A 26,363-nucleotide genomic window follows, 5' to 3' on the forward strand; every position below is an offset into this window, starting at 1 on the left:
TCTTACATTTGAAAACTAACCCTTTATCCATAAAATGTTATGCATTTTGAATTAACTGAAGAACAAATAATGATTCAGCAAGCTGCCAGAGATTTTGCGCAGCAAGAATTGAAACCAGGCGTTATTGAAAGAGATGAGCATCAGAAATTTCCGGCTGAGCAAGTAAAAAAACTCGGAGAACTTGGTTTTTTAGGTATGATGGTCGATCCGAAATATAATGGAAGCGGACTCGATGCCATTTCGTATGTACTGGTTATGGAAGAACTATCCAAAATCGATGCGTCCGCTTCTGTAGTTGTTTCTGTTAATAACTCTTTAGTGTGTTATGGGCTGGAAGCTTATGGAAGTGAAGCTCAAAAGGAAAAATATTTAAAACCGCTCGCATCAGGCGAAAAAATTGGGGCGTTCTGTCTGTCTGAGCCCGAAGCAGGTTCTGATGCAACATCACAACGCACAACAGCTGAAGATAAGGGCGATTATTACTTACTTAATGGTACCAAAAACTGGATTACTAATGGAAGCACAGCCTCTACTTATCTTGTAATTGCTCAAACGCATCCTGAATTAAAACACAAAGGCATTAATGCTTTCATTGTAGAAAAAGGAGCCGAAGGTTTTACCATTGGACCAAAAGAAAATAAATTAGGTATTCGTGGTTCCGATACGCATTCTTTAATGTTTAATGATGTTAAAGTGCCAAAAGAAAACAGAATTGGCGAAGATGGCTTCGGTTTTAAATTTGCTATGAAAACGCTGGAAGGTGGACGTATTGGTATCGCAGCACAGGCTTTAGGCATTGCTCAAGGCGCTTTTGAGCTGGCTACCCAATATGCTAAAGAACGCAAGTCTTTTGGAAAACCAATTTCGGAACATCAGGCTATCGCCTTTAAACTGGCAGATATGGCTACACAGATTGAAGCCGCCAGATTATTGGTTTATAAGGCAGCCTGGCTAAAAAATAATGGTTTACCTTATACTCAGGCAGGTTCTATGGCTAAATTATTTGCTTCAAAAGTAGCTATGGATGTTACGGTTGAGGCCGTTCAGGTACATGGCGGTTACGGTTTCGTAAAAGAATACCATGTAGAAAGATTGATGAGAGATGCAAAAATTACCCAGATTTACGAAGGAACATCTGAAATACAAAAAATGGTTATTTCGAGAGAAGTAATACGATAGTCATTTAGTCTGGAATCAGTATTCTTAGCTCTTAAAGCCTTAAGACAACTGACTCCAGACCCGTTACTTATTCCTTATCACCTGCAATTGCACCAAAAACAGCTTTAACCAAAGCTACTACAATTGCTAAAAACACAGCGGGTAAAAATCCATTAACCTGGAATGAGGCCATCATGTTGCTGACCAATAAAATCATTAATACGGAAATAATAAAGGAGACTAAACCCAGTGTTAAAAAGTTAACAGGAAAGGTTAAAACCCTTAAAATAAAACCAATAGTTGCATTTGCTAAAGCAATTAAAACCGCCGCAATAATTGCATTTACATAACCATCAATAGTTACTCCAGGAACTAGTTTTGCGCCAATAAAAACGGCCAGGCCCATTAAAAGGACTTCGATAATTAATTTCATATTGTTTAATTTAGTAAAATGAATAAACGCTTTTTAAAATATTCGGTTGTTTCTTTAATCACGATCATTGCGTTCTCTTGTTCCAATGCAAACAATAAGCCAATTATTAAATTTTCGATAGATAGTTCTTCAATTGTAATTAAAAATATTGATGAAGTAAGCCTTTTACAAGTTAAAAAGGTTGTTTTTAGTGATTCCATTTCCAGTCATTTGATTAGCGTTTTATTATCTCCCGGAGATGAAGATAGCTTGCAAACTGAACAGGAACTGGATGGTAAACTGACTTTAATTGGTGATTCATTGGTTTTTAAGCCGCACACCCCCTTTTTAAAAGGTAAAAATTATCTGGTCGAAAGCTATATAGAAGCACAATTTGGAAATAAAGAAAAACTTTTAAAAGGAACGCTTAAATACAAACTAGAGCCGCAACAGGTTATTCTTAAGCGATAAATATTAGTGTAATTTACTGTCTCTTAGTTTGATTGTTTACAAAAAATTACTACATTTGCATCGTAATCGAAGAAAAGAGAAGGGGACAGTGTCCCCTTTTTCTATGAAATCAGGTTAAAATATGCAGGTAGAAAAGAGAGTAATAGCACTCGTTGAAGAGAAAATTGCAGATCGGCCGGAGCTTTTTCTGGTTGAAGTAAAGATGTTGCCAAATAACAAATTGATTATTCATGTTGATGGTGATGAAGGCATAAGCATACAGGATTGTGTTGCAATAAGCAGACATGTTGGTTTTCATCTGGAAGAGGAAAACACCATTGAACAAGCTTATAATTTAGAAGTTTCATCTCCTGGTGTTGGCGAGCCTTTAAAATTAATTCGCCAGTACAATAAAAATATCGGCCGAACCATTAGCGTTAAGCTTAAGGAAGGGCAGAAAAAAGAAGGTAAACTTTTAGAAGTTACAGAAGATAATCTGTTAATTGAAGAAGCGGTAAAAGAAAAAGGGAAAAAAGCGGTGTCAGTTCAGGTAACTGTACCCTTTAATGATATAATAGAAACAAGTGTGTTAATTTCATTTAAATAAAAATGAGTACTACAACAATTAATTTGATTGACTCTTTTCAGGAGTTTAAAGATTTTAAAAATATAGATCGCCCAACGGTGATCAGTGTGTTGGAAGAGGTTTTTCGTAGCATGTTGCGTAAAAAATATGGAACAGACGAAAACTGTGATGTAATTGTGAACCCGGATAATGGAGATTTGGAGATCTGGAGAACGAGAAAAGTGATGGAAGATGGTTTCTCTGAAGATGATGATCTGGAAATTGAACTTGCTGATGTACATAAATTAGACCCTACTTTAGAGGTTGGTGATGATTATATCGAGCAAATCACTTTAGAAAGCTTCGGCCGCAGAGCGATTTTAGCTGCACGCCAGACTTTAGTTTCCAAAGTATTGGAATTAGAGAAGGATGAGATCTTCAAAAAATATAAAGATCGTGTTGGCGAAATCATTACCGGAGAAGTTTATCAGGTTTGGAAAAAAGAAACTTTGGTTTTAGATGATGAAGGCAATGAGCTTTTAATGCCTAAAACAGAACAAATTCCTGCAGATTATTTCAAAAAAGGCGATTCTGTGAGAGCAGTAATCTCTAAAGTAGAAATGATTAACGCCAATCCAAAAATCATCATTTCCAGAACTGCACCTGAGTTTTTACAACGCTTGTTCGAACTTGAGGTTCCTGAAATTTTTGACGGTTTAATTACTGTTAAGAAAATCGTTCGCGAACCTGGAGAACGTGCTAAAGTAGCTGTAGAATCTTATGATGACCGTATCGATCCGGTAGGCGCATGTGTGGGTATGAAAGGCTCACGTATCCACGGTATCGTTCGCGAGTTGAAAAACGAAAATATTGATGTGATTAATTTCACAAACAATCTTTCATTATACATTACCCGTGCTTTAAGCCCGGCAAAAATCACTTCAATCAAATTAGATGATGAAACTAAACATGCTTCGGTTTACTTAAAGCCAGATCAGGTTTCATTGGCAATTGGTCGTGGCGGACACAATATCAAACTGGCTGGTAAATTAACCGGTTATGAAATTGATGTTTATCGTGAGGCTGGTGAAGAAAGTGATGAAGATGTTGATTTAGAAGAATTCTCAGATGAGATTGATAGCTGGATCATCGATGAATTAAAGGCTATCGGTTGCGATACTGCTAAAAGTGTTTTAGCGCTTTCAGTAGAAGATTTGGTAAAACGCACCGACCTTGAAGAAGAAACCATTAAAGAAGTGGTTCAGATTTTGCAATCAGAATTTGAATAAGTGGTGTAATTGCCAAATAAACACTACTTTTGTATTAATAAGAAAAAAATAACAGGAGATAAATGTCAGACGACAAACCAATCATTTTAATTAAAGCTATTAAAGAACTTAATATAGGCATGGGTACGGCCGTAGAGTTTTTAAACAAAAAAGGCTTCTCAGCTGAGAAAAGCCCTATGTTTAAACTTACGGGAGACATGTATAATGCCTTATTAAAAGAGTATCAGGGAGATAAGATCGTAAGAGAAGAAGCCAAACAAATAGTGATTGGTAAAATACGTCGTGACGAGCCTGAAACTGAAAAACCAGCCGAAGCGCCGAAGAAAAATGCCGATTTTGAGAAAAGTGACGAGATTTTAATAAAAAATGCTCAATCTTTTACTCCTCCGGTAGAAAAACCAAAAACTGAGCAGCCAAAAGTTGAAACAGCACCGGTTAATCCACCTGTAGCAAAACCAGAACCGGTTAAAGAGAATAAAACTGAAGATAAAGCAGAAGAAAGTGGCTTGCCTGGGGTTAAAGTTGTAGGAAAGATCGATTTAAATGATCTTAATTCAAAAACACGTCCTGTTAAAAAAGAAGAAACTCCCGTTGCAGCTGCAACACCAGCTCCGGTAGTTAAAGCTGAAGAACCTGTAAAACCTGTTGAACAGCCAAAAGCTGAAGCTAAGCCAGTTGAGGTTAAAAAGGAAGAAGCGCCTGCAGCACCAGCTCCGGTGGCTAAACCTGTTGAACCTGCAAAACCTGTTGAACAACCAAAAACAGAAGTTAAAGCAGAAGAGACTAAACCGGCCAGTACTGAGCCTGAAGTTATAAAAGCACGTACCGTTAAATTAACAGGTCCGAATATTATTGGTAAAATTGTTTTACCAACAACACCAGACAGGAGAAACGGTCCTGTGGCCTCATCTAGTGATAGTGAAGCGGCTAAACGTAAACGTAAGCGTAAAAAAACTCCGGGAGCACCAGGTCAGCATGGCGGTGGTCAGGGTCAGCCAGGTCAAAATCCTGCAGGTCAGGGTCAGGGTGGCGCACCAGGGCAACCTCGTCAACCATACCAGGGCAACAGACCAGCAGGTGGCGGCGGTACTCCATACCAGGGTAACAGACCAGCTGGTGGAGGTGGTACACCTTATCAGGGAAATAGAAATAATAACAGACCAGGTTTCCAAAATAGAAATGCTACACCTAGCGGACCTAAAGAAGAGCCTACTGAAAAAGAAATACAAGATCAGATTAAAGCAACACTTGCCCGTTTAAGTGGCGCAGGTAAATCTGGTAAATTTGCACAACGTGCTAAATTGCGTCGTCAAAAACGTGATGATGTAGCTTCATCAGCAGAAGAAGCAGCAAACGAATTAGAATCGCAATCGAAAATATTAAAAGTAACAGAATTTGTTACGGCTAATGAATTGGCGAGCATGATGGATGTTCCGGTTACCAAAATTATTGGTACCTGTATGAGTCTTGGAATGTTTGTTTCCATTAACCAGCGTTTAGATGCAGAAACTTTAACCATTGTTGCAGATGAGTTTGGTTACGAAATCCAATTCGTTAAACCAGATGAAGATGAAGAAAATGTTATTGAAGAAGAAGATGACGAAGCAGATTTAGTTGAAAGAGCACCAGTTGTGACCATCATGGGTCACGTCGATCACGGTAAAACATCATTGCTGGATTATATCCGTAAGGCAAATGTGGTTGCGGGTGAGGCAGGTGGTATTACCCAGCACATTGGTGCTTACATGGTAACTACACCAACAGGTAAAAAAGTTACTTTCTTAGATACACCAGGTCACGAAGCCTTTACCGCGATGCGTGCACGTGGAGCTAAAGCAGCCGATATTGCAATTATTGTTATTGCGGCAGATGATGCAGTAATGCCTCAAACAAAAGAGGCTATTAACCACGCACAGGCAGCAGGTGTGCCTTTAGTATTTGCTTTTACCAAAGTAGATAAACCGGGTGCAAATGCAGATAAGGTACGTGAACAGTTATCCGTAATGAATATTTTAGTTGAAGACTGGGGTGGTAAATATCAATCGCAGGAAATTTCAAGTAAAAGCGGCTTAAATGTTGACTTACTTTTAGATAAAGTATTATTAGAAGCTGAATTATTAGAACTGAAAGCAAATCCGAATAAGAGAGCGACAGGTACTGTAATTGAATCGGCTTTAGATAAAGGTCGTGGTATTGTAACTACAGTATTGGTTCAGGCCGGTACTTTAAAAGTTGGAGATCCAATTTTAGCAGGTAGTTACAGCGGACGTGTAAAAGCGTTAACCAATGAGCGTGGTGCTAAAGTAGAATCAGCAGGCCCATCACAACCCGTACAGGTTTTGGGTATGCAGGGCGCACCTACAGCTGGCGATCGATTTAATGCCTTAGAAAGTGAAACTGAAGCACGTGATATTGCAAACAAACGTATGCAATTACAACGAGAACAAGGTTTACGTACGCAAAAACACATTACTTTAGATGAGATTGGCCGTCGTTTAGCGATTGGTAACTTTAAAGAACTTAACATCATCGTTAAAGGTGATGTGGATGGTTCGATTGAAGCATTATCAGATTCATTATTGAAACTTTCAACTGAACAGATTCAAATCAATGTAATCAGCAAAGGTGTTGGTCAAATCTCTGAATCAGATGTATTGTTAGCTTCAGCTTCTGATGCGATCATCATTGGTTTCCAGGTTCGTCCATCAACAGGTGCACGTAAATTAGCTGAGCAAGAGCAAATCGATATCCGTTTATATTCTATCATCTACGATGCAATCAACGAGATTAAATCAGCAATGGAAGGTATGTTAGATCCGGAATTTGAAGAGAAAATTGTGGCTAACGTAGAGATTCGTGAGACTTTCAAAATCACTAAAGTGGGTACCATTGCAGGTTGTATGGTATTAGATGGTAAAATTACCCGTAACAGCAAAATCCGTATCGTACGTGATGGTGTTGTAGTGTACACAGGTGAATTAGCATCATTAAAACGCTTTAAAGATGATGTTAAAGAGGTGTTAAAAGGTTATGAGTGTGGTTTAAACATCCAGAACTTTAACAACATCGAAGTTGGCGATATTGTAGAAGCTTATGAACAAGTTGAAGTAGCCAGAAAACTTTAACAATTAAACATATTACAGAAAAAGGGGCTTAAGAGATTAAGCCCCTTTTTTTATAGGAATTGAAATATTCAAACCTATTTGACCAGATTAGGATGCTGATGAAAGTGTAATATTTTTCGTACATAGATGTTAAAAGAGTCTCGATTTCGAATTGAGGCTCTTTTTTTCTACATCTTTGCCGACTATCATACAAGACATTTAATGGATATTGAATTAAAGAAAGAAGAGACTCCCTTAAAAAAGAATTTTGATTTTGTTGACACCATCAGATGCATTTCTATGATCGGAATTGTATTTGAACATTCTGCATCAATGTGGGGCATAAAGTATGCAAGCCAAAATGACACCTGGATACAGATATCTACCATGCAGTTTTGGAAGTTTGCAACCATTGCTTTTTTTCTAATCGCAGGCTTCTTAATTAATTATAAGTTTACTGAGTATACCCCAATTCAATATTTAAAGAGAAGATTTCGTAATACCATAAAACCCTGGTTATTTTGGATTGCAGTACTTGTTATTTTAAACCTGATTCATGGAGCAATTATTTATTTGAAAGGTGGAAAAGATCTTTTTGGAGGAAATATTTCTGCATATTTTATAGAAGAGTTCAGGTATATTTTATTTGAAAGCAGTTTTTGGTTTATCCTTAACTTTTTAATTTGCATTAGTATACTGCTTGTCTTTAAAAAATATATCTATAAGCTTTGGTTTGGGTTATTTTGGGCTATAGTATCTTTAATCTACAGTTTAAATTTATATCATGAATGGTTTGTAACACATCATTCGGCGGCATTATTTGGATTTGTCTTTTTCCTTTGGCTGGGTGTTTACTTAAACAGATATTATGATCGGGTTATGCACATAATCTATAAAGTTAAGTGGTCATGGGTTTTGATTATTAACATTCTTTTCTTTTTGCTTTCCTGTGCTGAAGTTATGTATTTAATGCATCATGGTTCAAAAGATGAATATAATACGCTTCGTGTATCTAATATTTTATATTCACTTTCTATGTTTGTCTTATTACTCAAAATGGGGAGCGTAAAATTTATTGATAAGAGATTAAAACCACGTACTTCAACATTTGGAATATACCTTATACATCAGGTTTTAATTATCAGGCTCCTCCCCGAAATTTTTAAATGGAACGATTGGAATACAACTACTTTTACTGTAATAGGGAATATCTCTTATTCTATTATGCGTTTTCTAATTGTCTATTCATTAAGCTTTATTTTAACACGAATGATATTAAAAACAAAGCAAGGCTGGATTGTAGGCGGCTAAACTAAGTAAAGAAAACAACCGGAAGCGCTTTAGTTTTGATATTATTATAACTTAGATATAAATTGATCAGACGTTCAGATAAAAAGCCAAAAACCCGTTTTTGATACGGATATTCACTAATTTTTATCTTTTTTTCAAGTTCAAAAATAATAGGGAAAAGCCACTCACAATAAGATCTGAATGTATTTTTATCGGCAATAAACATGTTGTAGTTATGCATTTTCGTTTCCGAATCAAAGAATGTATCAAATTTATCTTTAAGATCCGGATAGAATTTAATAACAGCATCGCGCATCAGGTACCAATCTTCTTTAATGTGATAATAAACGTAGTGGTTTTTTATAGAAGCATTATATATCAATTCTATTGACGTAGATGAAGGTATTGGTATAATTACATTTCCTTCTTTTAAAGCTTCAATTAATACTGTTTTTAACTCATTTGAACAAACTTGATTAAGGGTACCATGATTTAACTCTTTCGGGTAAACATCTCTTGAATCTACAACGGTTTTAGTTTGTAGTAATTTCTTTTTGATGTGTATCTCAGGTAAAATGAAATAACGGCGATAATGACATAAGCCAATCCAATTGCTGTCAATTTTATCCATATTTTTCCAGATCCAGTATAACGCAGTAAGTTCACTGTGCGTGTCATTTTTATCGGCTATATTATCTCCCTCATCATCAGAAGTAAAACCAAGCTCAAGAGTACTTGATTTTCGACCAACTTGTATCGGTTTTATGAAATCACATTGCGGAACGGGATATTCTTTGTGAAATACTGAAAAAATAGTTAAATCCTGACTCATTATTTTAATTCTGTTTTACTCTTTATTAGTGCAGAGGCTATAACCTGATGCATATCATAATATCTGTATTCGGCCAAGCGTCCTCCAAAAATTACATTTTCTTCTTTCTCGGCCAATAATTGATATTGTTTTAAAATGGCCATGTTTCTTTCATCATTAACGGGATAATAAGGCTCTGCATTTTTAACGTCTTTAAGGGGATACTCTCTGGTAATAACTGTTTTAGACTGTGTACCAAATTCAAAATGTTTATGCTCGTACACCCTATTAAATGGGGTTTCAGCATCCGTAAAATTCATTACAGCATTTCCCTGAAAATTTTCGGTATCATGTATTTCAACCTCAAATTTCAGACTTCTATACTCTAATTCACCGTAACAATTATCAAAATAGTGATCAATTTTACCAGTAAAAACGATTTTATTTGCAATACCCTTCCAGTAATTCCTGTCCGCGAAAAAATCTGTATTCAATTTTACTTCACAGCCTTTTAAAAGCCCCTCCACGATTTTGTTATACCCTCCAATTGGAATACCCTGGTATTTATCGTTAAAGTAATTATTGTCATAAGTAAATCTAACCGGTAATCTTTTAATAATAAAAGCTGGAAGTTCTGTAGCGCTTTTACCCCATTGTTTTTCGGTATAATGCTTAATTAATTTTTCATATATATCCGGCCCCACTAATTTTAAGGCTTGCTCTTCAAGATTCTTAGGCTCGGTTATCTTAAGGTGTTCTATTTGCTTAGCGATTTTTTCTTTAGCTTCCTCAGGTGTTTTAGTTCCCCAAAGTTTATAAAAGGTATTCATGTTAAAGGGAAGGTTATAAAGCTCTCCTTTATAGTTGGCTATTGGCGAATTTGTATATCTGTTAAATTCTGTAAATTGATTTACATAATCCCAAAGCGATTTGTCGTTGGTATGAAAGATATGGGCTCCATACCAATGCACATTAATATCTTCTATTTTTTTGCAATGAATATTTCCTCCAGCATGATCTCTTTTATCTATAACTAGACATTTTTTGCCAGCTTTGGTCATCTCGTGAGCGAATGTCGCACCAAAAAGGCCCGATCCAACAATTAAATAATCATATTCTTTAATATTCATTCGCTTTTTACAGATTATTAATTCTATTTATAATATTAGCTGTCATAAATTTAATCGCTGATTGATAAGTCAATTTTTCTATAGCAAATTTATAGGCATTATTAATGATTTCCTGATATAAATCCGGCTTCGATTCAATCATTTCATACTGGCTAACCAGATTACTCAAATCGTTTTTTACCGGGATATAATGTTTATAGGCAACCAGTTGATCATGAAAATATTCTTTCCACTCCCGGTCCTGGATGAAAACAACCCTCCGGCTGTAAAAAAGAAATTTCAATCTTGCTGAGTAACTATTCCCTTCCACATCAATAAGGTATTTATATTTACAATGATCAGGTAAGGTAGTATAGGGAACATCTTTTTTGTGAATTACAAAGTTATCCACAAATGTATCCTGAAAGATAAATTTATCAGGATGATCTTCTCCTATTTGAATCAGTCTTTCTCTAATGACGTTCGTTTTTTTATTTCCTATCCAAAATAACCTGTTATCGTTCCAACGATCTAAACCTTTTAAAAGCATTTGATTAGTTATTTCTTCAAAGGAAGTAATGCCTGCTTCAGGCCAGCTATCAAAAGCAAAATCTGGAATTAAATAATCTTTATGATCACTGTTAAGGCAATAATAAAAATCTTCTTTCGAAATCACATCATTTGGTTTGTCGTTGATGAAAAATCTAAATAAAAAATCTTTATCCGTTTTTATATTTTTTAAGCAATCAGAAATAAGTTTAGCTGTGGAGAAACCTCTCGATTGACTTTTTCCTATGAAAGAAATTTTTAAAAATTCACCTGTTTTAATCAGTTCAACATGAGGTAATTTATTCCTGTGTTGCTTTAATAGGAATTTTTGGTCCTTAGTAATTTTATCAATTTTTTTATATGCAAAAGAGGTTAACCCCATATTTAACTCCGGTATTTTTGTAAAGGTATCTCATTTTCCGTAATTGAACTGATTAAATGTATATTTTTGTCACTTATGATATCAGTTATAATTGCTTCTGTTGATGAGAAAAGACTCCAGGATGTAAAAAATAATATAGAAGAAACTATTGGTGTTGAATATGAAATAATTAGTTTCAATAATGGAGGCACAGATAAGCTTGGACTGTGTGAAGTTTATAACGATGGAGCAAAAGCAGCAAAGTATAATTTACTTTGTTTTATGCATGAAGACATTAGTATTAAAACCCAAAATTGGGGCTTAGAAGTAGTAAACTGTTTTAAAAAGAATCCTAAAATTGGTGTTTTGGGTATTGCCGGAAGTGCTTATAAAAGTGCAGCCCCTTCGGGTTGGTTTGCAGAAAGCCATCATACCAATTTACTCTATTGTAATTACATTCAGTCCTTTAAAAATAAAGGGGAGGAATCCGTTCATTATCTAGAAAAGGGTGGAAAAAGTGACATTGCCCAAGCGGTATGTGTTGATGGAATGTGGTTTTGTTCGCAGCGTGAAATTGCAATTAAACATCCATTTGATCAAAATCTGTTGAAAGGCTTTCATGGTTATGATATCGATTTTTGTTTAAATGTTATTCAAAATGGTTACGAAGTAATGGTCTCTTTGAATATTTTAATGGAACATTTTTCAGAAGGTGGTTATAGTAAATCCTGGTTTGAAGATACCTTAAAACTTCATGATAAATGGGCCAATTTTCTACCAGTTGCCGTTATTGAGTTACCGGATGGTGAACGTAATTTAATTGAAAAGAGCGGTTATAAATGGATCTTGAAAAAGATGGTGTCTATGGGATACTCTTTTAAAGATTTGAAATTATTTTTGAAAGTTCAAAAGGTAAAAGGGAATTTAAGTAATGGCTCGTTTTTAAAATATCTTTATTATGGTTTTAAATATTCCGGGTCTAATCAGAAGAAGGCTTAATAGAATGTTTGGGTGAAAAGCAAATCTTTCGTAAATAATTTAACTTGCTGAATTTTGACTTTTTTACTGTATAAAAAATCAGAAAAACATGACTTAGCAATAAAAAAAACAGTTTGAATTTATTTATAATCATTCCCTGATCATTAAAGCAAGCTAATATTTTGTTAAAATAAGTTTGATTTTTAACAGACTTTTCACTACATATTTTGATCCAGGTTATTGCCGTTTTACTAAAGAATAAATCTTGCTGATTTTCTTCCACTTTCATTCCCAATGCATCGGTTATGGATAAATGATGTTGTCTGTACTGTACCAATGATTCGGGAATTAATTTTATCCCACCTCTTTCCGAAGCAATATTTGCAATCCACCGATCGTGAAAGTATTCTTTATTAAAAGGAAGAATATCTTTTACCAATCGCTTATTAAACAGGATACTATGCCCTGCAACACAATTAAAAAATAGAAAAGGATGGGGTTTATTTCCGTGATAAGGTGTATACACGTCTGATAACTTTCTGGAAAGCAAATTGCCATTCTCATCTATAAAGGATGAATCATGATAAATAAGCCCGTGACTACCGATGCCTTTAATTTGCTTTTCTATTTTATCCAAATTCCAAATATCATCCTGATCGGATAATGCAATATAATCTCCGGTACATTTTGAAATCGCAGTTTCAAAATTTTTGACGTAACCAAGATTGCCTGAGTTTTGGTAATAAGTAAAGAAGGGATATTTATTCTGATACGATTTTAAAATTTCAATAGTCGAATCTGTAGAAAGATCATCGACTGCAATAATTTGTAGATTTTTATAAGTTTGATTAACAATACTTTCCAGCTGTTCTATAAGGTGTTTTTCTCCATTATAGGTGCAGATTGCTATTGAAACCAGAGGATTATTCATGCTTTTAACTTATTCTTCAATACCCTTTTTTAAAGCTTCTAAGTACTGTGTGCCATGTTTTTCGTCTGGCTCCAAATGACAGCCTTCTCCCCACTCATTCCAGGCATTGATAAATAATAACTGCTCTTTTTCTTCGAAATTTTTGCGGGTAAAGTTTGCCATTTCTTTAACCCAATGTTGAAAAATTGATGGTTTAGAACCTAAATACATGGTGGCGTGAATTTTTCTTCTGGCAGAATTATCCCAGGAGGGGAAAACACAACGGAAATATTTATAAGCTCTTTTGGGTTTGTTAATCAAACTATTAACCATAGATTGATAAGAATAAATAAAATTTTGATGATGAACAGATTTTTTAATTCCTGAATTGTGCAAAATCTTATTGATCAGATATTTCATGAAATTGCTTTTTGCAACTTTTCGGCCTTTATACCCGGAGTCAGGTGCAAACTCCATTCCGGCATCAAAACCATGATCGGCAGGGTTAATTTCTTTTAAATGATTCTCTACCCGGATTAAATAAAGGTCGTCAAAACCCGCCTTTTTAGCTTCTGCCCGCCATAAGGCAACTGCTTCTTTAATGTTTGGATGTAACTCCGTTCTGTACATTAAAAAAACCGGTTTATTATCAATTTTGATGTACCGTTCATCTTTAAAAAACGGCATTAAATATTCTATGTGTTTTTTATCGTCGTCTAAAGAGTAATGTTGTTCTATTAAAACCTGTTTATCCTGACCGTCCCAGGTTCTGGTCCAGTTTTCATTTGCCCAGCACATACAAAAAGGCATATCTGGCTTTTTTTCGGCAAGCATGTTATGTAAAGGTTTTTCAAGCAATAAATGTCCGGTAAACCAATAATGATAAAAACAGAATCCTTCAATCCCAAACGATTTTGCAAGCGCTGCCTGCTCTTCCATTACCTGATTAGAACTTAAGTCGTAATAGTTGTTGTTTAAAGGAATGTGGGGCTGATAATGACCAGTAAACTGAGACTCTGCTTTTTTAACATTCGTCCATTCTGTAAATCCTTTTTGCCACCATTCATCGTTTTCAGGAATTGTATGGTACTGAGGAAGGTATATGGCTATTGGTTTTAACGGCATTGAGCTTAGTCATTAAAGGCTTGTAATTCGATTAATTTATTGTAGATTCCTTTTTTCTGAATGAGTTCCTGATGCGTACCCGTTTCAATGATTTCGCCCTTATCAATGACCACAATTTTATTGGCATGTTGTATGGTACTTAAACGGTGTGCAATAACAATCGAAGTTCTGTTCTTCATCAGGTTGTTTAGGGCATCCTGAACTAGTTTTTCAGATTCAGTATCTAATGCAGAAGTGGCTTCATCTAAAAGCATAATTGGGGGATTGGCCAATACAGCTCTTGCAATACATATCCGTTGTCTCTGTCCGCCCGATAACCTGTTTCCTCTATCGCCTACAAAAGTTTGGTAACCATCTTCTGTATTTTCGATAAAATCATGAGCATTGGCAATTTTTGCTGCAGCAATTACTTCTTCAATACTGGCATCTGGTTTTCCAAAGGCGATATTATTGAATATGGAATCATTAAATAAAAACGATTCCTGATTAACGGTTCCCATTTGAGAACGGATGCTTTCTACGGTTAGGTCTTTATAATCCTGCCCATCAATTTTAATGCTTCCCGATTTTGGATCATGAAAACGTGGAATTAAATCCATCAAAGTACTTTTTCCACCTCCTGAAGGGCCTACTAAAGCAACCGTTGTTCCTTTTTCAATTTCGAAATTGATGTTTTTCAGAACTTCTTTATCTCCGTAACTAAAAGATACATTAGACAAACTGATACTTTTTTCAAAACTGTTAATGCTTTCTGCCGCTGTTTTATTGACTAAGGCAGGTTTTGTGTCTATTAAATCTAAAACTCTTTCACCTGCGGCGATACCCGAATGAATGCCACTAAATGAATCGGTTAGCGCTTTTGCAGGGCGCATAACTTGCGAAAATATAGCAATATAGGCGATAAACTGACTTGTTGACAGGGCATCAGGCTGATTGCTGATAATTAAATTTCCTCCATACCAAACAATGATCGAAACCATTAAAACCCCCAAAAACTCAGATACGGGAGAGCCCAGTTGTTGTCTTCTGACCATCTTCCTGTTGAGGTTAGAATAGAAAATATTTTCTTTATGAAATTTATCCTTTATTCTTTCAGTAGAATTAAATGCCTTAATAATCTTAATTCCACTTAAAGCTTCATCCAAAAAACCAATCATTTTTGCAAAAGATTCATGTGCTTCTTTCGCTTGTTGCTTTATTCTTTTAACAATTTTGCTGATAATAAATGCAGAGACAGGGATAACCAATAAAGAGAAAAGTGTTAATTTTACTGAAATAGACAGTAATACTAATATGTAAAAAATTAAGGTTAAAGGCTCTTTGAATATAACCTGCAAAGTATTGGTAACCGTAAATTGTACCACTTGAACATCGGATGCTACTTTAGAAATAATGTCGCCTTTGCGTTCGTTGTTGAAAAAACCAACATGTAAATTCATTACATTATTAAAAACCGTTTTACGAAGATTTAATAAAGTATGAACCCTTAAATCTTCCATGTAACGCTGAGAGAAGTATCTGAAAAAATTAGATAATAATACTGACGATACAATTACACCACAAACGTAATTTAAAGTTTGACTTCTTCCATTTTTAACGATAGAGTTGTTTACAAAGTCTTTAAATTGTGTTGTAATATCAAAAGCGGAAGTAGCCTTATCTGCTACATTGGTTATACTTGCACCACCTTTAGAAATTAAAGTTTCGAAGAGTGGAACTAAAAGCGTGAGATTTAAGGTTCCAAACAAAATGGATAGAAGCGTTGCAATAACATAAGGGATTGCAAATTTTTCTATTGGCTTGGCAAACGATAAAAGTCTGAAATATGTTTTCATCTAAAAAATTAAGAATGTAAAAGTATGGTTTTATTACATTTATAACCTCATACTTGATCGTATCCGTTGTCACAGAAGGTTAATTTTTCAGAAAGTGTTCTTCTGTAGATCTTATCGTTAGGTCCGGTGTTGCTACGTGAATTTTCTTTATGGAAAATATGAAAGGCAAGTGCAGCCATTTTTAAGCGGCGTCTTTTAATTCCTGAATGTAATAACCTGGCAGCAAATTCATAATCTTCACCGCCCCAGCCTTCAAAGCCATTGTAATATCCATTAACCTTAATGTAATCCTTTCTCCAGAAGGCTAAATTGCAACCTTTAATGTGGAATGGATTTGAAGGGTCTAAAAGGAAAATCTTGGTTAAAACCGGAATTCTAAGGGCATTAAATCTGCTGTATAATCCTGATGTGAAAACAGAAAAATTAATGTCCTTTGTTTTTAAAATCTCATTTGCCTTTTCTTCAGTAATCATCGCCCGGCTTCCCTGAACAAAATATCCGGCTTGTGCGCCTTTTAAATGATCGGCAACAAATTTTGGATGAACAATAATATCACCATCAATCTCTATAATATAAGAGGAGGTAATTTGTTTAACGGCCAGGTTTAATATTAAGCTTTTTCTAAAACCTTTGTCTTCATGCCAAACGTGTTTAATTGGCAGGTTAAACTCTGATTTAAACCGTTCAATTAGCGCTTTGGTATTTTCTTTTGAGCCATCATCTGCAATTACAATCTCGTCAGGCATTCTTGTTTGCTTAACAATGCTTAACAATACCAACTCTAAAGCTTCAGGCCAGTTATATGTCGAAATTAATAAAGCAACTGATGGTAATTCCTTCCGCATTCAATTCTAAATTTTAGGTAAGCTTCTGTTAAAGAGGTTATTTTATGATTTTATAGTTTTTATATTCTCCTATTCTCCAGCCGGTTACCTGTTCAATTCTATGCAACATTAGGCGGCGAAATGATAATGCTATTTTCTTTGGATTATGTTTAAAAACCCAGTCTTGCGCTTCAATTGTTTTCTTCATGGTAGCCGGATGCGTTGCTTCAAAAGGAGCTAAAATGTCCGCAACAGTTCCAAAATCAAATGTTTTATAATCTTTATACTGATTTTCTGTTTTATCGGCAGATTGATAATAGTTATTAAAACGTTTCACTTTGCCTAACAATAAATCAGGGTTTCTGCAATAAGAATAGTGAAAAATTCTGGCATTCAGGAGTTTTACATTTAATTTGCGGCTATTGGTTTGATTGGCATAATCTTCTGGCGAAGGGTATATTCTAAACCCTTGCGAATCTTTATACGAATATACATTTGGCATGTTTTTAAAAACACGAATCTCCCTTCTGTGCCAGCGTCTTGTTGTTCCAATGTGTTTATAATCGCCAATAAAATGGTAAAAATTAAACAGGAAACCATCTACAGATGGATCGTCTTTGCAATCCTTCATTGCCTGTTGTATTTCAGGCAAATCTTTTTCATGAAAAACCTCGTCAGACTGAATGTGGAAGGCCCAATCGCCAGTGCATGCTTTTAAGCCAATATTGGCTTGTTGTGCAAATACCTGCCCGCCTTTTATTAACTCATCGTCCCAAACCGTATCGATAATTCTGATTTTGTCGGAGCCAATGGCCTCAATTGCTTCGCGGGTACCATCTTCTGATTTCCCTACAACAGCGATAAACTCATCACAGATTGGTAAAATAGATTTTATAGATTCAATTACGGGATATCCATATTTAAAACTATTACGCATATACGTGAAGCCGCTTACTTTCATGTTTTACCGGTATTATCTTATTTGTTTATGCAAAGATACGCTTATCAATTAAATTACTTTACAACGACTTAGTTCGGATTGTTGTCGTTTATTACTCTGCTTTAAGAACAGGAGTAGTTAACTGCTTTTTTTTCCAGTGATCGCCTTTTTCATAAAGGAAAAATTTGCCAAGTTTATATTTCACTTTAAGGTGCTTATTATAATCTGTGCCGAAAATCCGGTATGGAATATTTGGGTTTTCTTTTATACACTGATTAATTGCCAGGGTATAGGCAGTAGGGCCCGTCATTTTGTGTACATCATGCGGGAAAGCATTCGTACGAATATTTTCTAAAACGATTTCTAAAGTTCTTTTTAGAAATGGATGTCCGGCATCGAATATTAAAGCCCATTGCGCAAATAAAGTAGGATCGCCCTCCCTTGTAATAATTGCAGCATCAGTTGGTAATATAAAATCGTTAAGACTACCGTTTATTCCACTATCAATATCTACATAAACGCCACCTTTTTTATATAGAACAGCATACCTGAAAAAATCTGCTTTAGCAGCGCCAATATTTAATTTTTTGTATAAACGGAAAGTCTCTTCGTCAAATTCTTCCAAAAGAAATTTTTCAATTCTGGCGTCATCGTAAAATTCATAACTAAAATCAGGGTTTTTTTTTCTAAATCCCGAAATGTGCCATCGCGTTAACCACGGTAGTTTCGACGATTTAAAAGTTTGATGTATGATTTTCGGGATAGGCATTATAACGAATTTAGGATTCTGATGATTTGATAAGAAAATTTTCAGTTAACATTTGGTAGGTAATATAAAACCAGACTAAAATACAAGGAAGCGCTTTCAGTGAATAATGCATAATGTAATTATTTCTGATGTGTCGCGGGTAAAAATCTGTTGGAGCCAGAGATGTTAATAAAAAAGCAAAAACCAATAGGGCAATAACCTCCTTTTTGGCTGGCCTGTCCTGTAATACAAACCAAAGGGCAACACCTGCAAATGCAATAATATAGGTTGGCGATTCGGATGAGTTGCTAAAAATCACAGTAAAAATTAGCGTCGAAGCCAACAACATCAGTCTGAAATTTTCGGCTTTATACTGTTTAATTCGCAGGTAAGGCAATGCAAAAAGCACCAGACCAAAAATTAAAAATGGCCAGTTTGGTATGGCTGGATTCTGAAATAACCTTCTGGCCATACCCATAATTGATATGTCCTGCCATGAAGTTAAAGTGGCGTTTTCAAGTTGCTTTGCCGATAAAGAAATATACCAGTCTTTATAACATTGAATAATGTATTCGGAGCCAAAAAATACCATTGGCAAAACGAAGAATACAATAGCCCAGAAAACGCAGTAAGCAATAAACTTGGGTTTCTGTTTCACAAAAAAGAAAAACGCTAATCCTACTATGCCATACAATTTTATAAAAGTGCCCAGTAAAATAAGGAAGGCGGCAATAAAATTATTCTTCCGGTCAATCATGGTATAAGAAAGAATAATAATTGCGGTGATTGATGGATTGATCTGAAAAGAAAAAAGCGAAGTCAGTAACTCATTTGCTATAATCCAGTAGATCGCATTTATTTTAGTCGATTTTAATGGCAGGGTAGATACTGCATAATATAGGAATAATGTGTTTGCAATTTGCCATAAAAAAATGCCAAGGTATCTGGGCAATAATGCAAATGGAGCAATAATTAAGGCGAAGAAAGGGCCATAGTGATTCATGTCGCCATATTCTATGTACCTGGAATATAGATTTAGTTTTTCAAGCGAATGGAAAAATGTATAGATAAAAATACGGTAATTGTTGGGTTCGTAACCTGAACGATACTGCTTAATTGTGCTAAAAATCGCGAGGCAGATCCAAACAAATAAGATGAAATACTTATTGTTGAAGCATTTTAAGACTTTAGTGTATACCATATCAGAGGTTAATAAAAATTTATTTGAAGCCCGGTATCAAGCTGTAAAATGAAATATGATAAATAAATTCTGTTATTTTGTGCAAATGTAGTTTTTATTGATGAATAACCATCTATCCATTTTAGAAGAAGTTAAACAAGGAAATTATAAAGCTTTAGCCAGGGTTTTAACACTTGTTGAAAACGATATTGCTCCTTCAGATTTAATCCTGAGGGATTTGGATAGCCTTAGCGATGTTCCGGTGCTTGGCATTACTGGTCCTCCAGGAGCAGGTAAAAGTACTTTAGTGAATGCCATAACTAATCATTTTGTTTCTTTAAATAAAAGAATAGCTATTCTGGCAATTGATCCTACGTCGCCATTTAATTTTGGTTCCCTGCTTGGAGACCGTATCCGGATGGCAAACCAGTTTAATAATCCAAATGTTTTTATTCGCTCATTAGCAACCCGTGGTGCATTAGGTGGTATTTCTGCAAAAACTATTGAAATGGTTGACGTTTTAAAAGCATCAAATTTCGACTTGATTTTGGTAGAAACGGTTGGCGTAGGTCAATCTGAAGTAGAGATTGCAGGTTTGGCTGATAAAACGGTTGTTGTTTTAGTACCGGAGTCTGGTGATGAAGTTCAAAATATTAAATCAGGGTTAATGGAAATTGCTGATTGTTTTGTGATTAATAAAGCAGACAGAGAAGGTGCTGATACATTTGCCAATAACCTAAAAAAGATAGTACATCAAGGCTTAAAGACTATTCCTGTTTTAAAAACGGTGGCCGATAAAAATATTGGCATTGAGGAGCTGTGTACGTGGATTACCAGTATGCCAGCTATTGAAAAGAATAGAAAAAAAGAATTTCTGTTTGCTGAAAAGGCCTGGAAAATTATTCAGCATAATAAAATGCAGCATATAGATAAAAAAAAGCTTCGCGAAAAAATCCACGAAGCTTTACTAAAAAGGAATTTTAATATTTATCGTTTTGCTGATGAATTTAAGAATTCATAATGTCTTCAATTTCTTCAGCTTCCAATGGAATATCAGCCATTAAATCTATAGGCCCATTCGCTGTAATTAAAATATTATTTTCCAATCGAATGCCTAGTCCCTCTTCTGGTATATAAATTCCAGGCTCAACTGTTAAAATATTTCCTTCAGCAAAAGGGGTGTATCTGCCTGCAAAATCATGTACATCTATTCCTAAATGGTGAGAAGTGCCATGCATGAAATATTTTTTATATGCCGGATAAGCAGCACTTTGTTTTTTAACTTCTTCGGTTGATAATAAACCCAGTTTAATCAACTGTTCGGTCATCAGTTCGCCAACCTGCTCATGATAAGTATTCCAAACGGTATTGGGTGTTAACAATTTAGTTGCCTCTTTCATTACATGCAATACTGCATTATAAACATCTTTTTGTCGGGCTGTAAAACGACCATTAACCGGAATAGACCGGCTCATATCCGCATTATAGTTGGCATATTCAGCACCAAAATCAAAAAGAATCACGTCTCCATCTTTACATTCCTGATTATTATCGTTGTAATGAAGAATGTTGGCGTTGTGTCCGGATGCAATTATTGGTGTATAAGCGTGGCCAGTTCCACCCTGGCGAATAAATTCGTGAATGATTTCAGCCTCAATTTCATATTCTTTAACTCCGGGTTTGGTAAATTTCAATACTTTAATAAAAGCATCCCTTGTAATGGCACAGGCTTTTTTAGTTAAATCAACTTCTATGTCTGATTTAATCGCCCTAAGCCCACGCATAATTGGCGCAGAGCGTTCATAATGATGTAAAGGATATTTCGATCGCATTTGATCTATAAAACGAATATCTCTGTAAGGAACTGTATGGGCATACCGGTCGTTTTCATTCGTGTTCAAATAAATGTGATCGGCGTAGTGAACAATACTGTGTAGAATATTATCAAAATCCTCCAGCCAATAAATAGCTTCGATTCCAGATGCAGCTTTTGCCTGTTCTTTTGTATACTTGTAGCCTTCCCAAACCTTAATGTAGTCATTTGTCTGTCTTAAAAACAGGACTTCTCTGTATAATGGATTAGGACAGTCGGGATATAGCAGTAAAATAGTTTGTTCCTGATCAATTCCTGATAAATAAAATAAATCTGGATTTTGTTTGAATAGGAAGTTCTGATCTCCACTTCTGGGAAATTCATCACTAGACTGAAATAAAGCTAAAGAGTTGTTTTTTAGCTGTTTAGTATAATTTTTTCTATTTAAAATGAATAGTGACTGATCAATTTTAGGATATTTCATAAATATTATATATTAAACTGGGTGACGGTCAAATGTAAGAAAATGATTAATTATGACGAAGTTTGGAACGGAGTTTGTATAAAAGTTTGAAAATTTAAAATTTTGTTTAATTTTGCGGTTACTAAAAAATTAATCAATTAAATTGTTTAACCCTTAAAAAAGAAAAAAAAGATTATGAATTATTCTACTTTAAAGAAAAGTCTTGCTCTTTCTTTAGTGGCATTAACAGGAGTAGCTTCTCTTGCTGTCGCTCAAGAAACACCTGCAACGACTTCTTCAACCAAGGTATTTGGTGGAAGAGGACAGTACAGAACTTGGTCAATTGGTGTTAACGGTGGTGTTTTAGCTCCTGTTATTGCTATTGGCGGTTCTAATGATTTCAACAAATGGGATGTTAACTTAGGTTACGGTTTAAATATCCGTAAACAATTAGGTCACTCATTCGCTTTAGAATTAAACGGATTACGTGGTAAAGTATCTGGATCTAACGACGCAGCTTTATCTGGTGCTGGTTCAACTGCTAAAGAATTCGAAACTCAATTACAATATGCTGTAGATTTACGTGGTGTTGTTAATGTTGGTTCAATCGATTTCTTACGTCGTGAGAATTCAGTAGGTTTCTTCTTAACTGCCGGTGGTGGTTATTTAGCTTATGCTCCAAAAGTTACTGCTGCTAACGGTACTGTAACTGACTGGAAAGGTAAATCTACTGGTCCTGCAGGTGATAAACACGAAGCTAAAGATTACGTAAAAGGTTTTTATATTCCAGTTGGTGCTGGTGTTAAATTCAAAGTTTCTGAGCGTGTTAACTTTAACTTAGGTTACACAATGAACTTTGTTGACGCTGATAACTTTGATGGAGTTTATGCAAAAGGTACTACTAAAGATCACTTCTCTTACGGTTATGCTGGTTTAGAGTTCTCTTTAGGTTCTTCTGCAAAACCAAGTTTAGAATGGTCTAACCCATTAGCTACTATGTACGATGAGTTAAAAGATCCTACTTTACGTCAAGAAGTTGAAGCATTGAAAAACCGTGTTTCTGCTGTTGAAAAATCTGTTGAAGATTTGAAAAAAGATACTGACGGTGACGGTGTTGCTGATCAATTCGACAAATGCCCAGGAACTCCTGCTGGTACTGCTGTTGATGGTTCAGGTTGTCCACTTCCTAAAGTAACAACTCCAACTACTGTTGAAACTTCAAACGTTACTGGTTTCGAAAAAATCGGTTTTGATTTTAACTCATCAGTATTAAAAACTGAATCTTATCCAACTTTAGATAAATTATCTTCAGTGTTACGTGAAAACGGTGGTAAAGTAACTGTTAACGGTTACGCTTCAAGCGAAGGTACTACTGCATATAACTTGAAATTATCTAAAGACAGAGCAAATTCTGTTAAAACTTACTTAGTAAACTCTGGCGTTTCAGCTAGTCAAGTTGCTACTAAAGGTTTTGGTGAAGCTAATCCAATTGCTTCTAACGATACTGAAGAAGGTCGTATCCAAAATCGTCGTGTTGAAACTGCTAGAAACTAGTATTTTCTCGCTTAAAATTTTGAAAGAGTCCCGGTTATTAGCCGGGACTTTTTTTATGCCTTTTAATTTTCTGTGTAAACCTTTTTATCTAAGTTTGTATTATGTATTTCTTCAGAAAAAAAGATCCTAACCGGCCAAATAACATTAACATTAAAATTATGCATGTTATTAATGCACTGGCTATTTCTATTTTTTTGTTGGGTATAATCTATAAGCTCATTCAGTGGCTTAGCAAATCTTAACACAACTTTTCTTTATGAAACAAATTATCAAAACATCTAATGCGCCTGCGCCAATAGGTCCGTATAATCAAGCTGTAATGGCTGGAAACTTTTTATTTGTATCCGGTCAAATTGCAATTAACCCGGAGAGTGGTGAATTAAATCTTGTTAATATCGAAGAAGAAACCCATCAGGTAATGCGTAATCTTAAAGCAGTGTTACTGGAAGCAGGTTTGGGTTTTGAGCATGTTGTAAAAACGACTATCTTTTTAAGTGATATGGGAACCTTTGCTCAGGTAAATGAAATTTATGGTCAATATTTTACAGAAAACTTCCCTGCACGTGAAACGGTACAAGTATCCGTACTGCCAAAAAATGTTAATGTAGAGATTTCTGTAATTGCAGTTAAAGGATAGTTTTAGCTTCAGAAAATATCAATCATTGTTAAAGGGATGCATACCCGATTATAGAATTATTGTTTTTGTATAAATGATTTAGGACGCTATTCCTGATCAGGCAGATAACACCAACACATATTTAATTTTATAAAGCTTAATTATTTTGTTTAATTCCACATTAGATACACCTATTGAGTTTATAAAAGGCGTTGGGCCAACCCGGGCCGATGTAATAAAGAAAGACCTCAGTCTCTTTACTTATGAGGATATGCTTTCTTATTATCCTTTCAGGTATATCGACAGAACAAAATTTTATAAAATCAATCAAATTAATTCTGATGCCCCATATATCCAGATTATTGGCCGTATAATTAGCAAAAAAGTTATTGGAGATAAACGGGCTAAACGTATTGTAGCCGTTTTTAAAGATGAGACCGGAATCATGGAGTTGGTTTGGTTTCAAAGCTTAAAATGGGTAGATGATCACATTGCTGTTGGTGCTGCTTATGTAGCTTTTGGTAAACCAGCCTTGTTTAATGGTACGTTCAGTATTTCTCATCCCGAAATGGAGTTGTATCAAAAAAACGCTGCAGGGAGGGGGAACCAAACTTTGCAACCCGTTTATAACTCTACGGAGAAACTGAAAAAATTTAATCTTGACTCTAAAGGAATCCAGCGTTTAATTGCCGGGTTGTTGGATCAGGTTATCCAGCAGGTACCAGAAACACTGCCTCAGTACATTTTAGAAAAATATCAACTTCCGGATAAGAGGGTAGCTTTACTCAACATTCACTTTCCTAAAAATCAGAAAGACCTGAGCGCTGCGGAAAGAAGATTAAAGTTTGAAGAACTGTTTTTTATACAGTTACAGCTTTTAAACAGTAAACAATTAAAAGCTTTAAAATTTAAAGGGGCAACTTTTGACATTGTAGGTGAAAAAGTTAACCGCTTTTATAAAGAATTTTTACCTTTTGAGCTAACCAATGCACAAAAACGTGTGGTTAAGGAAATCAGGATTGATACGCAGAGGGGTATTCAAATGAACAGACTGGTACAGGGCGACGTAGGGAGCGGCAAAACCGCCGTTGCACTGATGAGTATGCTTTTGGCAAATGACAATGGCTACCAGGCTTGTATGATGGCTCCTACCGAAATTTTAGCCCGTCAGCATTACGCTTCTGTTACCGCATTAGTAACAGACGATCTAGTCAAGGTTGCTATATTAACCGGAAATACAAAAAAGAAAGAAAGAACCGTTCTTCACCAACAACTGGAAAATGGTGAAATCGATATTTTGATTGGAACACATGCTTTAATTGAAGATAAAGTTCAGTTTAAAAACCTTGGCCTGGTTGTGATTGATGAGCAACATCGTTTTGGAGTAGAACAAAGAGCCAGGCTTTGGCGCAAAAGTATAATTCCACCACACATATTGGTTATGACGGCTACCCCGATTCCACGGACACTGGCCATGACGCTTTACGGTGATTTGGATGTATCTGTAATTGATGAATTGCCTGCAGGTCGGAAACCCATAGAAACAAGGCACCTTTTTGAAAGCCAGCGCATGCGCATGTTTGGTTTTATGAAACAGGAAATTGCCAAAGGCCGGCAGGTTTATGTTGTTTATCCTTTAATTAAGGAAAGTGAAAAACTAGATTTATTACATTTGGAGGCGGGTATAGAACAGCTTAGTTATCAATTCCCAAGGCCGGATTATCAAATGAGTATTGTGCACGGCCAAATGCCAAATGCAGACAAGCAATTTGAAATGCAACAATTTATTGAAGGCAAAAGCCAGATTATGGTTGCTACCACTGTAATCGAGGTGGGTGTAAATGTGCCTAATGCATCGGTTATGGTGATCGAAAATGCTGAGCGTTTTGGTTTATCGCAATTACATCAGTTAAGGGGGCGGGTTGGGCGTGGTGCCGAACAATCTTTCTGTATTTTAATGAGCAGCAATAAATTAAGCAAAGATGGCAGGTTGCGATTGGAAACCATGGTTAAAACCAATAATGGTTTCGAAATTTCGGAAATCGATTTACAATTGCGTGGCCCGGGAGATTTAACCGGAACACAGCAAAGTGGTGTTTTAGATCTAAAACTTGCCGATTTAGCAAAAGATCAGATTATCCTTTCGGAAGCACGAAATACCGTAATTGCCATTTTTCAGGAAGATGGCCGTTTAGAAAAACCTGAAAATGCTTTACTAAAGGCTTATCTGCAAAAGCGGGAGCGAGGGATTTCGTTTGATAAAATTTCCTAATATCATT

General features: G+C 35.5%; 24 protein-coding genes. 12 read left to right on the forward strand and 12 right to left on the reverse strand.

Annotated elements, in window-relative coordinates; translation table 11 throughout:
• The first annotated feature begins 39 nt into the window (after positions 1-39).
• Complete coding sequence (locus O0955_RS05620; RefSeq protein WP_269426543.1) at positions 40-1,179, forward strand: acyl-CoA dehydrogenase; 1,140 nt, start codon at positions 40-42, stop codon at positions 1,177-1,179.
• A 67-nt stretch (positions 1,180-1,246) separates the two neighbouring features.
• Here the strand turns inward: O0955_RS05620 and O0955_RS05625 are convergent, their stop codons facing one another.
• The gene (locus O0955_RS05625) at positions 1,247-1,591 is read right to left on the reverse strand and encodes a phage holin family protein (protein WP_269426544.1); all 345 of its coding nucleotides are present in this window, start codon (positions 1,589-1,591) and stop codon (positions 1,247-1,249) included.
• 18 nt (positions 1,592-1,609) lie between these two features.
• On the opposite strand from O0955_RS05625, the gene O0955_RS05630 reads away from it, so the two are divergent.
• The 5 genes from O0955_RS05630 to O0955_RS05650 all read left to right on the forward strand — a co-directional run bounded on the left by O0955_RS05630 (position 1,610) and on the right by O0955_RS05650 (position 8,289).
• Positions 1,610-2,041 carry a hypothetical protein gene (locus O0955_RS05630; protein ID WP_269426545.1) on the forward strand — a complete coding sequence of 144 codons (432 nt, stop codon included), beginning with the start codon at positions 1,610-1,612 and terminating at the stop codon, positions 2,039-2,041.
• A gap of 121 nt (positions 2,042-2,162) precedes the next feature.
• Complete coding sequence (rimP, locus tag O0955_RS05635) at positions 2,163-2,627, forward strand: ribosome assembly cofactor RimP (RefSeq protein WP_269426546.1); 465 nt, start codon at positions 2,163-2,165, stop codon at positions 2,625-2,627.
• Between the two features lie 2 nt (positions 2,628-2,629).
• Positions 2,630-3,874: a transcription termination factor NusA gene (gene nusA, locus O0955_RS05640; RefSeq protein WP_269426547.1), complete on the forward strand. Its 1,245-nt coding sequence runs from the start codon at positions 2,630-2,632 to the stop codon at positions 3,872-3,874.
• A gap of 62 nt (positions 3,875-3,936) precedes the next feature.
• Positions 3,937-6,999 carry a translation initiation factor IF-2 gene (gene infB / locus O0955_RS05645; protein WP_269426548.1) on the forward strand — a complete coding sequence of 1,021 codons (3,063 nt, stop codon included), beginning with the start codon at positions 3,937-3,939 and terminating at the stop codon, positions 6,997-6,999.
• Positions 7,000-7,200: 201 nt separating this feature from the next.
• Positions 7,201-8,289: an acyltransferase family protein gene (locus tag O0955_RS05650; RefSeq protein WP_269426549.1), complete on the forward strand. Its 1,089-nt coding sequence runs from the start codon at positions 7,201-7,203 to the stop codon at positions 8,287-8,289.
• A gap of 1 nt (position 8,290) precedes the next feature.
• Here O0955_RS05650 and O0955_RS05655 read toward each other — a convergent pair whose 3' ends face one another.
• The 3 genes from O0955_RS05655 to O0955_RS05665 are packed head-to-tail and all read right to left on the reverse strand — an operon-like array spanning position 8,291 to position 11,119.
• Complete coding sequence (locus O0955_RS05655) at positions 8,291-9,100, reverse strand: DUF4422 domain-containing protein (protein WP_269426550.1); 810 nt, start codon at positions 9,098-9,100, stop codon at positions 8,291-8,293.
• Entirely contained in the window at positions 9,100-10,209 is a 1,110-nt protein-coding gene (glf, locus tag O0955_RS05660; protein ID WP_269426551.1) for a UDP-galactopyranose mutase, read from the reverse strand. The genes O0955_RS05655 and glf overlap by 1 nt, the downstream gene beginning before the upstream one ends.
• 7 nt (positions 10,210-10,216) lie before the next feature.
• The gene (locus O0955_RS05665) at positions 10,217-11,119 is read right to left on the reverse strand and encodes a glycosyl transferase family 90 (RefSeq protein WP_269426552.1); all 903 of its coding nucleotides are present in this window, start codon (positions 11,117-11,119) and stop codon (positions 10,217-10,219) included.
• Between the two features lie 75 nt (positions 11,120-11,194).
• Between O0955_RS05665 and O0955_RS05670 the strand changes: the two genes are divergently transcribed.
• Positions 11,195-12,097 carry a glycosyltransferase gene (locus O0955_RS05670; protein ID WP_269426553.1) on the forward strand — a complete coding sequence of 301 codons (903 nt, stop codon included), beginning with the start codon at positions 11,195-11,197 and terminating at the stop codon, positions 12,095-12,097.
• Here O0955_RS05670 and O0955_RS05675 read toward each other — a convergent pair.
• From O0955_RS05675 to O0955_RS05705, 7 genes are all read right to left on the reverse strand, one after another.
• Positions 12,078-13,007 carry a glycosyltransferase family 2 protein gene (locus tag O0955_RS05675; RefSeq protein ID WP_269426554.1) on the reverse strand — a complete coding sequence of 310 codons (930 nt, stop codon included), beginning with the start codon at positions 13,005-13,007 and terminating at the stop codon, positions 12,078-12,080. The two genes, O0955_RS05670 and O0955_RS05675, sit on opposite strands and share 20 nt — an antisense overlap.
• Positions 13,008-13,016: 9 nt before the next feature.
• Positions 13,017-14,111: a glycosyltransferase WbsX family protein gene (locus tag O0955_RS05680; RefSeq protein ID WP_269426555.1), complete on the reverse strand. Its 1,095-nt coding sequence runs from the start codon at positions 14,109-14,111 to the stop codon at positions 13,017-13,019.
• 5 nt (positions 14,112-14,116) lie between these two features.
• A complete protein-coding gene (locus O0955_RS05685; RefSeq protein ID WP_269426556.1) occupies positions 14,117-15,946 on the reverse strand; it encodes an ABC transporter ATP-binding protein in 1,830 nt (609 codons plus the stop codon).
• Positions 15,947-15,993: 47 nt separating this feature from the next.
• Positions 15,994-16,791: a glycosyltransferase family 2 protein gene (locus O0955_RS05690; RefSeq protein WP_269426557.1), complete on the reverse strand. Its 798-nt coding sequence runs from the start codon at positions 16,789-16,791 to the stop codon at positions 15,994-15,996.
• Positions 16,792-16,828: 37 nt separating this feature from the next.
• Positions 16,829-17,731 carry a glycosyltransferase gene (locus tag O0955_RS05695; RefSeq protein WP_269426558.1) on the reverse strand — a complete coding sequence of 301 codons (903 nt, stop codon included), beginning with the start codon at positions 17,729-17,731 and terminating at the stop codon, positions 16,829-16,831.
• A 91-nt stretch (positions 17,732-17,822) separates the two neighbouring features.
• The gene (locus tag O0955_RS05700) at positions 17,823-18,479 is read right to left on the reverse strand and encodes a glycosyltransferase family 32 protein (protein ID WP_269426559.1); all 657 of its coding nucleotides are present in this window, start codon (positions 18,477-18,479) and stop codon (positions 17,823-17,825) included.
• 10 nt (positions 18,480-18,489) lie between these two features.
• Positions 18,490-19,461, reverse strand: a complete 972-nt coding sequence (locus tag O0955_RS05705; protein WP_269426560.1) for a glycosyltransferase family 87 protein — start codon at positions 19,459-19,461, stop codon at positions 18,490-18,492.
• A 298-nt stretch (positions 19,462-19,759) separates the two neighbouring features.
• Between O0955_RS05705 and meaB the strand changes: the two genes are divergently transcribed.
• A complete protein-coding gene (gene meaB / locus O0955_RS05710; protein WP_269426561.1) occupies positions 19,760-20,659 on the forward strand; it encodes a methylmalonyl Co-A mutase-associated GTPase MeaB in 900 nt (299 codons plus the stop codon).
• On the opposite strand, the gene O0955_RS05715 is transcribed toward meaB, so the two are convergent.
• A complete protein-coding gene (locus tag O0955_RS05715) occupies positions 20,646-21,935 on the reverse strand; it encodes an aminopeptidase P family protein (RefSeq protein WP_269426562.1) in 1,290 nt (429 codons plus the stop codon). The two genes, meaB and O0955_RS05715, sit on opposite strands and share 14 nt — an antisense overlap.
• 174 nt (positions 21,936-22,109) lie before the next feature.
• Here O0955_RS05715 and O0955_RS05720 point away from each other — a divergent pair, with 174 nt between their 5' ends.
• The 4 genes from O0955_RS05720 (at position 22,110) to recG (ending at position 26,356) form a co-directional block, all read left to right on the forward strand.
• Complete coding sequence (locus O0955_RS05720; protein WP_269426563.1) at positions 22,110-23,468, forward strand: OmpA family protein; 1,359 nt, start codon at positions 22,110-22,112, stop codon at positions 23,466-23,468.
• A gap of 101 nt (positions 23,469-23,569) precedes the next feature.
• Entirely contained in the window at positions 23,570-23,710 is a 141-nt protein-coding gene (locus tag O0955_RS18170; RefSeq protein WP_331283540.1) for a DUF6728 family protein, read from the forward strand.
• A 14-nt stretch (positions 23,711-23,724) separates the two neighbouring features.
• Entirely contained in the window at positions 23,725-24,105 is a 381-nt protein-coding gene (locus O0955_RS05725; RefSeq protein WP_269426564.1) for a RidA family protein, read from the forward strand.
• A 145-nt stretch (positions 24,106-24,250) separates the two neighbouring features.
• Positions 24,251-26,356, forward strand: coding sequence for an ATP-dependent DNA helicase RecG (recG, locus tag O0955_RS05730; protein WP_269426565.1), 2,106 nt, complete (start codon positions 24,251-24,253; stop codon positions 26,354-26,356).
• Positions 26,357-26,363: the final 7 nt, after the last annotated feature.

Origin of the sequence: Pedobacter punctiformis (assembly GCF_027213715.1) — a bacterium.
Classification (GTDB): Bacteria; Bacteroidota; Bacteroidia; order Sphingobacteriales; family Sphingobacteriaceae; genus Pedobacter; species Pedobacter punctiformis.

Bases quoted from the DNA above. Each gene is read 5' to 3' on its own strand.
- O0955_RS05675 (WP_269426554.1), bottom strand. From the start codon at position 13,007: ATGAATAATCCTCTGGTTTCAATAGCAATCTGCACCTATAATGGAGAA.
- O0955_RS05725 (WP_269426564.1), top strand. From the start codon at position 23,725: ATGAAACAAATTATCAAAACATCTAATGCGCCTGCGCCAATAGGTCCG.
- O0955_RS05670 (WP_269426553.1), top strand. From the start codon at position 11,195: ATGATATCAGTTATAATTGCTTCTGTTGATGAGAAAAGACTCCAGGAT.
- O0955_RS05715 (WP_269426562.1), bottom strand. From the start codon at position 21,935: ATGAAATATCCTAAAATTGATCAGTCACTATTCATTTTAAATAGAAAA.
- O0955_RS05720 (WP_269426563.1), top strand. From the start codon at position 22,110: ATGAATTATTCTACTTTAAAGAAAAGTCTTGCTCTTTCTTTAGTGGCA.
- O0955_RS05620 (WP_269426543.1), top strand. From the start codon at position 40: ATGCATTTTGAATTAACTGAAGAACAAATAATGATTCAGCAAGCTGCC.
- O0955_RS05665 (WP_269426552.1), bottom strand. From the start codon at position 11,119: ATGGGGTTAACCTCTTTTGCATATAAAAAAATTGATAAAATTACTAAG.
- O0955_RS18170 (WP_331283540.1), top strand. From the start codon at position 23,570: ATGTATTTCTTCAGAAAAAAAGATCCTAACCGGCCAAATAACATTAAC.
- O0955_RS05655 (WP_269426550.1), bottom strand. From the start codon at position 9,100: ATGAGTCAGGATTTAACTATTTTTTCAGTATTTCACAAAGAATATCCC.
- infB (WP_269426548.1), top strand. From the start codon at position 3,937: ATGTCAGACGACAAACCAATCATTTTAATTAAAGCTATTAAAGAACTT.
- O0955_RS05705 (WP_269426560.1), bottom strand. From the start codon at position 19,461: ATGAATCACTATGGCCCTTTCTTCGCCTTAATTATTGCTCCATTTGCA.
- meaB (WP_269426561.1), top strand. From the start codon at position 19,760: ATGAATAACCATCTATCCATTTTAGAAGAAGTTAAACAAGGAAATTAT.
- O0955_RS05625 (WP_269426544.1), bottom strand. From the start codon at position 1,591: ATGAAATTAATTATCGAAGTCCTTTTAATGGGCCTGGCCGTTTTTATT.
- O0955_RS05685 (WP_269426556.1), bottom strand. From the start codon at position 15,946: ATGAAAACATATTTCAGACTTTTATCGTTTGCCAAGCCAATAGAAAAA.
- rimP (WP_269426546.1), top strand. From the start codon at position 2,163: ATGCAGGTAGAAAAGAGAGTAATAGCACTCGTTGAAGAGAAAATTGCA.
- O0955_RS05700 (WP_269426559.1), bottom strand. From the start codon at position 18,479: ATGCCTATCCCGAAAATCATACATCAAACTTTTAAATCGTCGAAACTA.
- O0955_RS05690 (WP_269426557.1), bottom strand. From the start codon at position 16,791: ATGCGGAAGGAATTACCATCAGTTGCTTTATTAATTTCGACATATAAC.
- nusA (WP_269426547.1), top strand. From the start codon at position 2,630: ATGAGTACTACAACAATTAATTTGATTGACTCTTTTCAGGAGTTTAAA.
- O0955_RS05650 (WP_269426549.1), top strand. From the start codon at position 7,201: ATGGATATTGAATTAAAGAAAGAAGAGACTCCCTTAAAAAAGAATTTT.
- O0955_RS05695 (WP_269426558.1), bottom strand. From the start codon at position 17,731: ATGAAAGTAAGCGGCTTCACGTATATGCGTAATAGTTTTAAATATGGA.
- glf (WP_269426551.1), bottom strand. From the start codon at position 10,209: ATGAATATTAAAGAATATGATTATTTAATTGTTGGATCGGGCCTTTTT.
- O0955_RS05680 (WP_269426555.1), bottom strand. From the start codon at position 14,111: ATGCCGTTAAAACCAATAGCCATATACCTTCCTCAGTACCATACAATT.
- O0955_RS05630 (WP_269426545.1), top strand. From the start codon at position 1,610: ATGAATAAACGCTTTTTAAAATATTCGGTTGTTTCTTTAATCACGATC.